Source organism: Micromonospora purpureochromogenes, assembly GCF_900091515.1.
In the GTDB taxonomy this organism is placed as follows: Bacteria; Actinomycetota; Actinomycetes; order Mycobacteriales; family Micromonosporaceae; genus Micromonospora; species Micromonospora purpureochromogenes.
In genome coordinates this window covers 5858304-5870908 of sequence record NZ_LT607410.1, presented here as the reverse complement: position 1 = coordinate 5870908, position 12605 = coordinate 5858304, and the positions used below count along the sequence as shown (strand labels likewise).

The 12605-nt window shown below is 68.5% G+C and carries 11 protein-coding genes, 1 tRNA gene and 1 pseudogene; 9 read left to right on the top strand and 4 right to left on the bottom strand.

Features of this window, described 5'->3' with window-relative positions:
• The first annotated feature begins 300 nt into the window (after nt 1-300).
• From amcA (GA0074696_RS31255) to GA0074696_RS26750, 6 genes and pseudogenes are all read left to right on the top strand, one after another.
• Nucleotides 301-465, top strand: a complete 165-nt coding sequence (amcA, locus tag GA0074696_RS31255) for a multiple cyclophane-containing RiPP AmcA (RefSeq protein WP_172894459.1) — start codon at nt 301-303, stop codon at nt 463-465.
• Nucleotides 462-809: a hypothetical protein gene (locus tag GA0074696_RS26770; RefSeq protein ID WP_088963644.1), complete on the top strand. Its 348-nt coding sequence runs from the start codon at nt 462-464 to the stop codon at nt 807-809. The genes amcA (GA0074696_RS31255) and GA0074696_RS26770 overlap by 4 nt, the downstream gene beginning before the upstream one ends.
• A complete protein-coding gene (gene amcB / locus GA0074696_RS26765) occupies nt 806-1942 on the top strand; it encodes a cyclophane-forming radical SAM peptide maturase AmcB (protein ID WP_088963643.1) in 1137 nt (378 codons plus the stop codon). Before GA0074696_RS26770 ends, amcB begins: the two co-directional genes overlap by 4 nt.
• Entirely contained in the window at nt 1939-2121 is a 183-nt protein-coding gene (gene amcA / locus GA0074696_RS26760) for a multiple cyclophane-containing RiPP AmcA (protein ID WP_088963642.1), read from the top strand. The genes amcB and amcA (GA0074696_RS26760) overlap by 4 nt, the downstream gene beginning before the upstream one ends.
• Before the next feature lie 61 nt (nt 2122-2182).
• Nucleotides 2183-2845 carry a pentapeptide repeat-containing protein gene (locus GA0074696_RS26755; RefSeq protein WP_088963641.1) on the top strand — a complete coding sequence of 221 codons (663 nt, stop codon included), beginning with the start codon at nt 2183-2185 and terminating at the stop codon, nt 2843-2845.
• Nucleotides 2846-2860: 15 nt separating this feature from the next.
• Nucleotides 2861-3025 (top strand): annotated as a pseudogene (locus tag GA0074696_RS26750) (kinase); the annotation flags it as partial.
• Between the two features lie 10 nt (nt 3026-3035).
• Here the strand turns inward: GA0074696_RS26750 and GA0074696_RS26745 are convergent.
• On the bottom strand, nt 3036-3557 hold the full coding sequence (locus tag GA0074696_RS26745; protein ID WP_231925160.1) for a toll/interleukin-1 receptor domain-containing protein: 522 nt from the start codon (nt 3555-3557) through the stop codon (nt 3036-3038).
• Nucleotides 3558-3847: 290 nt separating this feature from the next.
• Here GA0074696_RS26745 and GA0074696_RS26740 point away from each other — a divergent pair, with 290 nt between their 5' ends.
• Complete coding sequence (locus GA0074696_RS26740) at nt 3848-4741, top strand: phosphoribosyltransferase-like protein (RefSeq protein WP_456238176.1); 894 nt, start codon at nt 3848-3850, stop codon at nt 4739-4741.
• 341 nt (nt 4742-5082) lie between these two features.
• On the opposite strand, the gene GA0074696_RS26735 is transcribed toward GA0074696_RS26740, so the two are convergent.
• On the bottom strand, nt 5083-9291 hold the full coding sequence (locus GA0074696_RS26735; RefSeq protein WP_172894457.1) for a phospholipase A2: 4209 nt from the start codon (nt 9289-9291) through the stop codon (nt 5083-5085).
• A gap of 463 nt (nt 9292-9754) precedes the next feature.
• Nucleotides 9755-9961 carry a hypothetical protein gene (locus GA0074696_RS26725; RefSeq protein ID WP_157746118.1) on the bottom strand — a complete coding sequence of 69 codons (207 nt, stop codon included), beginning with the start codon at nt 9959-9961 and terminating at the stop codon, nt 9755-9757.
• 237 nt (nt 9962-10198) lie between these two features.
• Here GA0074696_RS26725 and GA0074696_RS32080 point away from each other — a divergent pair, with 237 nt between their 5' ends.
• On the top strand, nt 10199-11173 hold the full coding sequence (locus tag GA0074696_RS32080; protein ID WP_231925159.1) for a helix-turn-helix domain-containing protein: 975 nt from the start codon (nt 10199-10201) through the stop codon (nt 11171-11173).
• Between the two features lie 97 nt (nt 11174-11270).
• Nucleotides 11271-11346 (top strand) — tRNA-Lys (locus GA0074696_RS26715).
• Between the two features lie 153 nt (nt 11347-11499).
• Here GA0074696_RS26715 and GA0074696_RS26710 read toward each other — a convergent pair.
• Nucleotides 11500-12321, bottom strand: a complete 822-nt coding sequence (locus GA0074696_RS26710) for an alpha/beta fold hydrolase (protein WP_088963637.1) — start codon at nt 12319-12321, stop codon at nt 11500-11502.
• Nucleotides 12322-12605: the final 284 nt, after the last annotated feature.

Sequence of the window (12605 nt, the reverse complement as noted above, 5' to 3'; positions counted from 1 at the left end):
GGACCGCCCCTACGTTCAGTTCACCCCAGATCACCGGCGCGTGTCGATGCCGGTGTCGGGGATGACAGACAGGGAGCTGCAGATGGAGGGATCGATGAGCGGCGCACCACACCACGGCTTGGGCCGCTGGCTCGGCCCGTCTGGGAGCGAACTGTCTCGGCGCTTTCCCCGCCTGCGTACCGCCATGAGGGCTGCGCGGGTGGGTGATCGGCGGTCTGCTCCCCGCCGCCGTGATGCGGCGGCGGGCTCGCCCTTCCTCCGGCGAGCCCGCCGCTCATCGTCCCTGGTGGGGGTGGCGGCATGACGATGTACGTCTCGCGTAACGCCATGGCCAGCCAGTCCCGGCGCCCCGAGTCCAGGTGGACGTCCTCACAGGGGCAGGTGTGGCCCGCTGACCCGCCGCTGCTCACCTTTGTGTGGCGTCGGCTGTTCGAGCAGCAAGCCCGCGAGGGCGGTCGCCGGTGACCGGGCCGCAGCGCCGTATCGCGGCGAACCGGCTCGCGCCAGCCGAGGTGGAACATCTGCCGATGCGCCCCCTGTGGCTGTGCCGCCGGTGCGGGCAGCGGTGGCCTTGCGGCGCGGCGAAGCTCGCGCTCATAGCTGAGTACCGAGAAGTGCCGGTGAGCCTGTTCCTCTACCTGACTGGCTGCCTGCACGATGCGATCGACGACCTTCACCGGCTCAACCCGAGCGTCACGGGCAGCGCCGCCGACATGTTCGACCGGTTCCTCGGCTGGCCCGCCCGCCACACCCACGCCTACCGCGTCAGCACCACCACGGCCGTCAGCATCGAGGAGGCCTCCTCGTGAACGGCATCGGCCTCATCAACGCCACCGGCCAGCCGGCGGTCGCCGGCAGCTTCCACACCCTGGTCGTGCAGCCGACGAGCTTCTGCAACCTCGACTGCACCTACTGCTACCTGCCCGACCGGAGATCCCTCCGCCTGATGAGCGACGCGGTCGCGCAGGCCTGCGCGGAGTCGATCGCCCAGCAGAACAGCGGTCATCCGGTGAGCGTCGTGTGGCACGGGGGCGAACCCACCGCCACACCCATCGGGCTGTTCCGGGATCTGCTGGCCCCGTTCGAGGAGCTGCGGCGTGCGGGGATGGTGCGTCACGAGATCCAGACGAACGCGACGCTGATCAACCGACAGTGGTGCGAGCTGTTCACCGCTTACGGGTTCGAGGTCGGGGCCAGCATCGACGGACCGGGCGCGTTGAATCGGAACCGCCTCGACCGGGCCGGCACGTCGACAGATGCCCGAGCCCTGCGCGGCATGCAGACCCTGGCCGACGCCGGGCTTCGGTACTCGGTGATCTGTGTGGTCACACCGGAAACCATCGACCACGCGGAACCTCTCGTCGACTTCTTTATCGGCCTGCCCGGCTGCGAGTCGGTGGGCTTCAACATCGAAGAGCAGGAGGGCGCCGACCGGGCACCGGTGTCGGAGGATGCCGCCTACCGGTTCTGGAAGCACCTCATCGCACGTCGCGTCGGCGGCAGCCCGCTGCGGATCCGCGACGTGGACCGGCTGGCCGACTATCTCGCCGCCACCCGCGCCGGACACGTCGACCACGCGCCGTACGAGCCGATCCCGACCGTCTCTTGGGATGGGCAGGTGGTGCTGCTGTCACCGGAGCTGCTCGGCATCACAGAGCCGCGATACGGCGACTTCATCGCCGGCAACGTCCTCCATCAGCCGATCACCGCCATGCTCGCCCGCGCCGGCGACCTGGACTACGTCGCCGAGTTCGTCACGGCCCTCAACGACTGCGCCGACCACTGCGCCTTCTACGACTTCTGCCGCGGCGCCCAGGCCGGCAACCGCTACTTCGAGCACGCGACGTTCACCGCCCGAGAAACGACCTACTGCCGGACCACCCGACAGGCCCTCGTCCGCGCCGCCACCGACCACCTCACCCCTCAAGGAGGAGCACCATGACCAAAGCTCTCGCGACCCTTGTCAACGCCGCACCCGAGCAACTCGCCCGCCTCGGCGTCGACCCGCAGCGGTCGGTAGCGTCGATCGACGCGGCGAAGTTCGACAACCGCCCCGCCTGGGATAACAAGGGTAAGTTCGACAGCCGACCCGGCTGGGACAACTGGAACAAGAAGAAGTAGCCCCCACCACGGGACGCGCGGGGTGGCGTGCCCACCCCGCGCCCACACAGGTTGAGGACACATGCGCACCACCACGATCGGCGACGTGAAGATCCTGCTGCCGGACCTCGAACCGGACGACCTCGACACCACCACGGAACTCGCCGACGGCCTCACCGAGGCCCTCGTCAACGGCGCAGCGTGGCACGGGTTGCACCTTGAGGATGTCAGCATCCGCAGCAGTCTGATCACCGGCGTGGACCTGAGCGGGAGCACCTGGGAGGCGGGCAGCCTCTACGGCTGCGACTTCACCCGCACCGACTTCTCCGGAGCGACCCTGACCGGCATCACCATCGAACGGTGCGCGATCACCGGCTCCCGGTTCACCGGCACCAGACTCACCGACGTCCGCCTCAAGGACGTCCTGTTCGACGGCTGCCGCTTCGACTACGTCACCTTCCACCGCGTCACCGCCGCCGGCTCAATCGCGTTCACCGACTGCACTCTCACCAACGGCGCGTGGTCTTCCTGCCGACTACCGCGCATCGCGCTGCGATCCTGCGACCTGAGCGGTCTGGAACTGGACTCCTGCCACCTCGACGGCACCGACCTGCGGGGCAGCCGCCTCCAGGGCCTCAAGACGCCGCTGGACAACCTGCGCGGCGTCACCCTCGGCGAGGACCAACTTCCTGACCTCACCCAGCTGACCGTCGCCGCCCTCAACCTCACCGTGCGCAACGACTGAAGCCGAGGAGGCATCGTGCTCGCTGAACCCACTGGCAGCCCGGACACGATCCTCTTCTGCATCCGGGGCAACTCCGGCTCAGGCAAGAGCAGCATCGCCCGCGAGCTACGACGTCGTCACGGCCGTGGCTGCGCCCTGGTCGAACTTTCCCGCCGTCCTCTTGGTATACGTGACGTCCCCCGCCGGATGCCTAGTTCGCCGATGTGAGCGGCGCGGTCAGGTCGTCCTCGACGGCGACCAGCTCGGCGATCTTGGTGGCAATGTCTGCCATCGAATCATCCGCCGAGTTCAACCCGTTGCGGGAGGCAAGCAAGGGGCTAACCTTCCGGAGCTCGTCGTAGGTCGTCTCGTGCACGACAGGGATCAGCAGGTCACGTGCAAGGAGCTCCGAGAGCTCCTTGTCAGAGACGCCCCGACGGTCGACGCGTTTCAGTAGCGCAGGGGTGACCAGGACGAGACCCGTACGCGACTTTGCCAGGCCTCTGTCGATTTCCCGCATGAACGGTTGGCCGAGCACAATGTCCTTCTCGCTGAACCAGACCGACACGCCCTCTGCTACCAGCAGGTTGTGCAACTCCGTAGCAGCACCGCGCCGGTCATCCCAAGCGTGGCAGAGGAAGACATCGCAAAGGTCTGGCTCCTGACGCGCGCGCAACTCGACGGTGCGGCGAACGGGAGTCAGCGCCCGCACCTCGGCGGGCGTGTAAGTCACGGAGGAGGTCCTCGGCGACCAACGCGGCCGCGTTCTGCCGCTCATGGACCCGCCCCCACTGCTCGCGCCGCCCCCGCTACTGCTCCGCGGCGTGTTATCCGGCTGCGGGTAGTAGGGCCGGGGCGGTGAGTACCCATAGCGTCGGCCGCCGCGCCGGCACGCAGGGCACGCCGCGGCTGCGCTGGCGGTCCGATGGCCCCGGACCGGGGCCGTACATGAACTCACAACCACATGGTAGTCCGGCGACCCCGGAGCCATGTCGTTGACGCGTAGCCCGAGGTCGCCGGCACATTCCAGCAGGATGCGATTTCCCGAGGGGTAGAGGCGGTCGAGGCTGCTCGCATGCACCGCGACTCGGCCGAGTGTCGTTCTGCCGCTGGCAGCAGCTCGGCGCCAGCGGCCCGCGCATTGCGAACGCCCTCAAGAACCAGGCCAACTGGCACTCCGAAGCCGAGCTGAACCTGCAGGATGCGGAGGAAGCGTGGCCAAACTTCGACGGCCGCCCGCCGGAGTGGTTCGTCGTCACCGACGACATGGTCGGCTCGGGCAGGTCATTGCGCGCCTGCACGGAGGGGGAACACACGTCCCTGAAGCGGCTTCTCCGGCGATACCCGGACGCGAAGGTGAGGATTCTCGTCGTCGTGGCGTTCCAGGCCGGGCTGCAGGACGTGGTTGCCGATCTTTCGGAGTTCCGGGACCGAGTGAAGATCGGCGCATACCGGTTGCTCGGTGATCGCGACCGCTGCTTCACCGAGAGCAGCAAGATCATAACCGACGAGCAGCACCGGCATCTGCTGTCGGCCTTCTGCACCGCCGGCGACAGCCCAATGAAGATCAACAAGGCGTTCCGCCGGGGATATCGGGATCTAGCGGCCTTGGTCGTCTTCTTCGACACCGTGCCTAACAACAGCGTTCCGCTGCTGTGGCACACCAGCGGGCTCGTGGCGGCCCTTGTTCCCGGCGGCTGGCTGCTCCGTCTGACTCGCGGACGACACCAACGATGGGTCCCGGGTCGCGTTGCCCTGGTTCGTTTGACGCACGTCGCTGGACGTTTGTCGTTTGCGGCTGCCGATGTGGTTGGTGAGGGCAGCGGCCATTCGCGCGGCTTATCGCGGGGTGCTCCGTGGGTGCTCGCGATGGACGGGCCAGCACGCAGCGGACTGTGCGGGACGTCGTCCCGATGAGGATGGGGCTGGACGGCGAACGGGTGGACTCATGCGACGGGGCTGGACGCAATGACTCGACCAAGACCAAGCTCTTAATCCGCGGGTTCGGGGTTCGAGTCCCTGGCGGCGCACCAGCAGTAACACCTTCAGGCCCGGTCCGGATGGACCGGGCCTGATTCGCTGTCCAGGCCGTCTTGACCGGTCCGCACGCACAGCTACCTAGATCATCCCGGCCCCTGGCCACGGCAGCTCGTCGCACGCTCGGGGGGGGGGGGGGGGGGGGGGGGGGGCGACCGACGGCGCGGTGGCCGGTGACTCGACAGACGGGTCACCGGCCACCGGCCATGGCCTCCGAGCGGCTACAGCCCGTTCCAGGCGCTGCCACCCAGTAGCTGCACCCCGGCGAAGTAGATCGAGGCGTCATGCTCGCACTGGAGCTTGAAGGCGGCGTCCGCCTGGCACTTCTTCTGCATGTCGTACGCGAAGGCCCAGTCGATGTAGTCCTTTGTGCCCCACCAACCGTGGTTGCGGTAGCCGAAGTCGTGACGTTCGCACGGCCTCCGGAAGAAGTCGTTGTCGTAGATCACGATGTAGTCGGCGCGATGGTCCCCGAGCTTGAAGCTGCATCCGTCGGCGGACCAGTCGAAGTAGTACTCGCTCCAGACCGACTGGCTCGCCCGCGCGGAACTCCACGCGTCACGGCTGGTGGTCGTGGCCGCCGTGAAGGAGTGGTAGAGGTCGGGTTTCCTCTTCTTGACCTCGGCCCGCAACGGCCCCGATTCCACGGAGCCGGTGATGTTGAAGGCCCTGATCTTGAACTCGTAGGTGCCGCCCGGGAGGTTGTAGAGGGTCTCGTACGTCGAGTCGGGGGCGTTCCTCCGGTACACCTCGAACCACGACGAACCGGTGGAGACGTTCCTGAGGTGGACCGAGTACCAGACCCCCCGCGTCTTGTTCGGCGCCCAGCTCAACGACACCCAGGTGTCCATCACGGCCCAGGAGTGTTCCGGGTCCACCACGATACCGTCCGGTTCGGAGGGCATCGGCGGCATCGGCCTGGCGCTCGCGGTGTTGGTGGCGGCCGCGGTACCGGTGAGGTTCGTGGCCAGCACCCGGAAGTCGTAGGTGGTGCCGTTCAGCAGGAGCTTGACGGTGTACGAGCAGCAGGGGACCGCGAAGGGCAGGGCCTGCCAGTTGCCACCCCTGGCCCGCATTTCGATCCGGTACGAGACGCCCGCGGTGGAGCTGGCCGCCCACTTGAGGGTGGCCTGGCCGTCGCCCGGGGTCGCGGTCAGGCCCGAGGCGGGTTGCGGGAACGGCGGCATCGGCCGGGCGCTCGCGACGCCGGTGGCGGCGGAGTCCCCGGAGATGTTGTGCGCCCGCACCCGGAACTCGTAGGTGGTCCCGTTCCGCAGCAGCTTCACGGTGTACGAGCAGCAGGACACACCGATCGGCAGCTGGTCCCACACGCCGCCGACAGGACGCATCTCGATCATGTAGTTCACGTTGCTGGACGGGCTCGCCGTCCAGCGCAGCGTCGCTTGACCGTCGCCCGGGTTCGCGGTCAGACCGCTCGGGGCGGCGGGCAACGGCGGCATCGGCCGTGCCGACGCGACGTTGGAGGCCCCGCTCGCGCCCGCCCAGTTCGAGGCGGTCACCTTGAACTCGTACGTGCTGCCGTTGGCCAGGTAGGACGCCGTCATCGAGGTGCCGCTGACCGGCAGCGGCAACTTCTGCCAGGACTGCCCGGCGGAGGCGTTGCGCTGGTAGACGTCGTACGTCACGCCGCTGGTGGAGCTGGCTGTCCAGGACAGCCGTGCCTCACCGTCGCCGGCAGAGGCGGTCAGCCCGGTCGGGGCGGCTGGCAGCCCTCCGGTGGCGGTCACCCGCACGGTCGTCGACGTCGGCCCCTCTCCGCCCGCGTTCGAGGCGGCGACCTTGTACTCGTAGACGTGGCCGTAGGCCAGGTAGGCCAGGTCGACCTCAGTGCGGTTGGTCGGGAACTGCCCCTTGGTGAAGGTGGCCTGCCCGGCGGTCACGTCGCGGAAGTACACCCAGTAGTAGAAGCTTCCGGCGGCGGGCGGATCCCAGTCCAGGTGGATCGTGCCGTCCCCGGCCGACTCGCCCCGGAGGTTGGTGGGTGCCGCGGGTGGGTCGTAGTGAGCGGTCGCCTGGGCCGCGGCGGACTGCGGGCCCGCTCCGGCGGCGTTCGTCGCCGTGACCTTGAACTCGTAAATGTGGTCGTGGGTCAGGACGTCGGCGGTGAATGTGCAACAGGTGGTGACGGGCAGTGGCAGCTTGCTGAACGCCTGACCGGCGGTGACGTCGCGCTGGTAGATGTCGAACCACAGGTTGTCGCCGGGGGCGGTCCAGGCGAGCTTGATCGTGCCGTTGCTCTGCGCGGTCGCGGTCAGCCCGGTCACCTGGCCGGGCAGCGGCATCTGCGGGGTGGCCTGCACCAGATTGGTCGCGGTCGACTCGCCGCCCTGACTCGTCGTGGTGACCTTGAATTCGTAACGGTGCCCGTTCATCAGGTACGCGGCCTTGACCGTGCAGCACTCGGTGATCGGCAGCGGCAACTGCGTGAAGGCGCTCTCGCCCGCCGTCACGTCGCGTTGGTACACCAGGTACCACACGTTGGGCGTACTGCTGGCGGACCAGTTCAGCACGACCTCGCCGTCGCCCACCGTGGCGGTCAGGCCCGACGGCGGGGCCGGCTTCGGGTACGCGGACGTCGCGCTGGCCGGCGCGGAGGCGGCTCCCTCGCCACCGCGGTTGGACGCGGCCACTTTGAACTCGTACCGGTGGGCGTGGGTCAGGAACGCGGCCGTCATCGAGGTCGCCTCGGTCGGCACGTCCAGCTTCGTGAACTCCGTCTCGCCGGCGGTGACGTCCCGCTGGTAGACCCAGTAGAAGACGCTCGTATCGAGGCCCGTCCAGGAGACTCCGATGGAGCCGTCGGGATTCGCCGTGGCGGTCAGCCCGGTGGGGGCCGGGGGTGGCGCGTAGCGGGCGGTGGCTGTCGCCGTCGCCGACGCCGGCGAGTCGCCGCCTCCGTGGGAGGCCACCACGTGGAACTCGTATACGTGGCCCGGCTCCAGCCATTGCATGGTGTGGCTCGTGACGGTACCGCCGAGCCGGGTCACGAAGGAGCGTTCCGTCTCACCGGCGGTGACGTCGCGGCGGTACACCTGGTAGTTCCAGGCGGTCGGGACAGGCGCCCAGGAGAGCGTGATGCTGCCCTGGTCGTCGGCGGTCGCAGTGACAGCGGTGGGTGCCGGAGGAGCGCTGACGGTCGGAGTCGCGCTCACCGTGTCCGAGAAGCCTCCCTCGCCGGCGGCGCCGACAGCGGTCACCTTGAACTCGTACACGTGCTCGCTCATCAGTCGGTCGAGCTTTGCGGAGGTTCCGGTGACCGTGCTGGCCAACCGTGCGAAGTGCGTCTGGCCAGCGGTGGTGTCCCGCTGGTAGACACGGTATCCGGTTGCGCCGGCGACGGGCTGCCAACTCAGGGTCGCGACACCCAGGCTGTCGATGTCGACGGTCAGGCCGGTCGGCCTGCCGGGCAGGGTGGCCGGATCCGGTGTCGGCCGCGGCCACGTCACCTCGACGAAGCGTGGTCGGTAGATGCTGGCGTCGGCGTACGTACGCGCGTCGTCCAACGTGTTCACGTTGTATGACACCAGCAGCTTCCCGGTCGGCGCCAGATGGGGATGCAGGCGTGCGTCGTAGCTGACGATCGGCTCGCCAGGCACCTGTTCCGGGGCCGTGAACACGTACTGCGGGGTGTTGAACGGGCCGGTCGGCGACGGTGCCGTGTACGTCAGGTACTGCGCGTCGAAGATGAGGTTGTTCTCGTGCGTGAGCAGGACGTACTCGTTGCCGACCTTCTGCACCCCGTACGCGGTGCCGACGCCGCTGAGCACCCTGGCGGCCGAGGACTCGGTGGCCGACCAGCCGAAGCCCGTCCAGAACTGCCAGGCGCCGCCGAGGCCGCCGCTCGGCACGCGCGCGATCTTGGCGAACCTCAGGCCGTCCGACGATTCCGAGCCGTACACATAGGTGTAGGCACCGTCCTCGAGGATCGCCGAACCCCAGGCGACGGTGTTGCTCAGGGGCAGGTCGGTGACACCGGTCAGCGTGAGACCCGGCAGGGCGAACGTTGCCAACGAGGTGCCGGTGATCTCGAAGTCCAGGTTGCCGGTGCCGGACCGGCGGTACCGGTTGTAGAGCACCTTCAGGGCGCCGTTCTCAACGGTGCCGTCGGCGACCCAGAAGTACTCGTCGGTCTGGCTGGGCTTGACCAGCGCCTGCGGTGCGGTGCTGGTGCCGCCGTGCAGCGTGTCGACCAGGGAGGTGCCGCTCTGTACCACGATGGTGTTGTTGACCAGGGGGGTGCCGGTGGGGCGACTACCGTCTGCGTTGACCGTGCCGAGGAAGGTGTCCGAGAACAGCCAGGCCGTGCGGCCGTCCGGCAGCGGCACCGACGCCGTGCTGTCGCCGCCGGTCCAGTGGCCGCCGGCGTTGCCGTAGTCGTTGAACGTGGTGTTGAGCTGGGCCGCCGACATGCTGGTGATCTGAGGTGTCTCCGCCCGAGCAGGGTCGGGGCTGACGGCCGGGGCGATGCCGAGAGTGAGGAGGACGGCGGTGGTTGCCGCGCGCCATCGCGTTCTGCGGTTGCGTCTCGCGGTGGTGATCATATGGGTGGTCACTCATCTCTTGAGTCGATGATGTCTGCGGGGAATTCGCGGGCAGCCGTGCCGCCTGGCGCGGTGCGGGATTCGTCAGTCGCGGAAGGCCGGCAGGGCGCTGATGCGACGGCGGATGGCCTCGGCCACCTGCACGGCCGCGAGGGAGTCGGCGCCGAGTACGAACAGGGTCACGCGAATTTGTTCCGGACCCGCCCGTACCCGAACGTGCTCGACCTGCTCCGGCGGTTGTGTGTGCGCCCAGATCAGATCGCGAAGGATTTCCTCGTCGGTGGGGTGCGGTCGTTGCCGACGGGGGAGTGTGAAGACCGCCATCCGCACGTCAGGCCCACTCGAAGCCGCCATCGACGGCGTCGCCGCCCATGAGGGACGCGCCTGCGGGACTTGTGGCCCATTCGAAACCGCCGGCCACCGGCACGACGGAGGTCACCGCACTTCCGCCGAGCCCCGTCGTGTGGGGCGTTCCCGTGCCGATCGTGACCGCCGCCGTAGCGGCGACGATAAAAATGATGCGCATCGATGGATTCATGGCGAACTCCGTCCTGTGGCGGGAATGCGGTGAATTCGAGTCCGGCGGTTCCCCGTGTGGAGATCGATCGCCGGCTCTGCGCAGAGCCTGCCGGCCCGGTTCGGTGATGTCACGATCCGCGGCCTGGCACGAAGCTGCATGGCACCTTGATGCCAGCAGCCCATCATTCCGTCCCACGGCCTTGCGCATCGAGAGAGCCGTCCAGATACTCGGCTCACCACGGGGGCGGAGGTTGGGGTGCTCGAACCACTGGGCGTCACGGAACAGGCCGAACAGGTTTATCGCGCGATGCTCGCGCTGCCCGACATGGGGGTCGCCGATCTGGCCGGACACCTCGCCATCGAGGACGACACGGTCCGTGCCGCGCTCGACGAACTCGCCGATCTCGCCCTGCTCCGGCCGTCCTCCGTTCAGCCGGGCTCGATGCGGCCGGTGTCCCCGGAAGTCGGGCTCGCGGCGCTGCTGGCCCGCGCCGAGGCGGACGTACTGCAACGCCAGCGCCAAGTCGAGGCCACCCGCGCGGCGATCAAGTCCATCGCCGCCGAGCAGCACGCGGCGCGCGCCCAGGAGGGTGTCCGACGGTACGAGGACGTGGACGCCGTACGGCTCCGGCTGGAGGAACTGGCGATGGACGCCCGGGTCGAGTGCGTGTCGCTCAATCCGGGCAGTGCTCAGGCGCCGGCCGGAAGGGAGTCGAGCAAGCCCCTCAACCAGCTCGCCATCGAGCGGGGCGTCGCCATCCGCTGCGTGTACCAGGACAGCTACCGCAACGACCCGGACGTGGTGGCCTACGCGCGCTGGCTGACCGGCCTGGGCGGCCAGATACGGACGACGCCGACACTCCCCATGCTGATGGTCGTCGTGGATCGACGTACCGCGTTGTTGCCGTTGGACCCGAACGATTCGAGCCGGGGTGGCGTCGAGGTGACACACGCCGGGGTGGTCGCCGCCATCTACGCGCTGTTCGAGCAGATCTGGCGCACCGCGAACCCGATCGGCGTCGCGGCACCGGTCGCCGAGGACGGCGTCGAGCCGTTCGAACGGGAGGTGCTACGGATCCTGGCGGCCGGCCACACGGACGAGGCTGCGGCCCGCAAGCTCGGACTGTCGCTTCGTACCGTACGGCGGATCACGGCCGCCCTCATGGAACGCCTGCAGGCCCGCAGCCGTTTCCAGGCCGGGGCGCACGCGGCGCAGCGCGGGTGGTTGTGACAGGAGGAGGGGCTACCGATCACATCGGCGAGATCGGCGGGAACCTGTCTCCGGACCCGATCGGCGGTTAGGTAGGGTGCCCATCCGTTGCCAGCGAGCGCCGCTAGCTCAACTGGCAGAGCAGCGGACTCTTAATCCGCGGGTTCGGGGTTCGAGTCCCTGGCGGCGCACCAGCAATCATCTGGGCATCCACCCTCGCGGGTGGATGCCCAGATGTTGTTTTCAGGGTGAGTGACGACGCCGGCCGGGACCTGGCCGCCGCTGCCGCCGATCCCGGCCGAGTGCCCCGCGCCGGACGTCTGACCGGACGCTGGCGACGAGTCCGGTCAGCTCTGCAGGAACGTGAGCAGGTCCTTGTTGACCTGGTCCTGCATGGTCGACGTGACGCCGTGCGGTGCGCCCCGGTAGTAGATCTCCTGCGCGTTCGCGACCAGCTGGGCGGTCTTGTGCGCCGAGTCCTTCACGGGGACGATCTGGTCGTCCTCGCCGTGCAGCACGAGCGTCGGGACGTCGAACTTCGCCAGGTCGTCACGGAAGTCCGTCTCGGAGAACGCCTTGATGCTCTCGTACGCGTTCAGCAGACCGGCCTGCATGCTCCACAGCCAGAACTGGTCGAGGATGCCCTTCGAGACCTTGGCGCCCGGTCGGTTGGCGCCGTAGAACATCTGAGCCAGATCCTGGTAGAACTGCGACCGGTCAGCGAACAGGTTGGCGCGCAGCTCGTCGAAGACGTTGATCGGCAGTCCCTCCGGGTTGTCCGGGCTCTGCACCATGATCGGCGGTACGGCCGAGATGAGGACCGCCTTGGCGACCCGCCCGGTGCCGTGGCGACCGATGTACCGGGCGACCTCACCCCCGCCGGTCGAGTGGCCGACCAGGGTGGCGTCGCGTAGGTCGAGTGCCTCGATGACCGCTGCTAGGTCGTCGGCGTACCCGTCCATGTCGTTACGGCTGCGAGCCTGGCTCGACCGGCCGTGACCACGGCGGTCGTGCGCGACCACCCGGAAGCCGTTCTGGACGAGGAAGAGCATCTGCCCGTCCCAGGCGTCCGCGTTCAGCGGCCAGCCGTGGGAGAAGGTCACGACGGGGCCGGTACCCCAGTCCTTGTAGTAGATGTCGGTGCCGTCCTTGGTCGTGATGAAGCTCATCCGGTTGCTCCCATGTGTCGAGCTCGTGGCGAGCGAGCGAGCGAACGACGGGGGCAGGCGCGTCCGAACCTGCCTTGCGGCAACCGCTGCCGGAGCGGGCACCCATGGACCGTGATCGCGGGTCACTCTTCCCGATGCTAAGCGCGGATGCGGGCCTAGATGGGCGCTTCACCGGGACGCCGCGACTTGTGGGCCGAACGACGGATGAGTCGCCCTGTAGGGTGCGCGACATGCACGCCGGGCAGGGGCCGCCGAGAGGGTGAAGCAGGGGATTAGTCAGCCGC

Bases quoted from the DNA above. Each gene is read 5' to 3' on its own strand.
- amcA (WP_172894459.1), top strand. From the start codon at position 301: ATGACGATGTACGTCTCGCGTAACGCCATGGCCAGCCAGTCCCGGCGC.
- amcA (WP_088963642.1), top strand. From the start codon at position 1,939: ATGACCAAAGCTCTCGCGACCCTTGTCAACGCCGCACCCGAGCAACTC.
- GA0074696_RS26755 (WP_088963641.1), top strand. From the start codon at position 2,183: ATGCGCACCACCACGATCGGCGACGTGAAGATCCTGCTGCCGGACCTC.
- GA0074696_RS26735 (WP_172894457.1), bottom strand. From the start codon at position 9,291: ATGTCGGCGGCCCAGCTCAACACCACGTTCAACGACTACGGCAACGCC.
- GA0074696_RS26725 (WP_157746118.1), bottom strand. From the start codon at position 9,961: ATGAATCCATCGATGCGCATCATTTTTATCGTCGCCGCTACGGCGGCG.
- GA0074696_RS26710 (WP_088963637.1), bottom strand. From the start codon at position 12,321: ATGAGCTTCATCACGACCAAGGACGGCACCGACATCTACTACAAGGAC.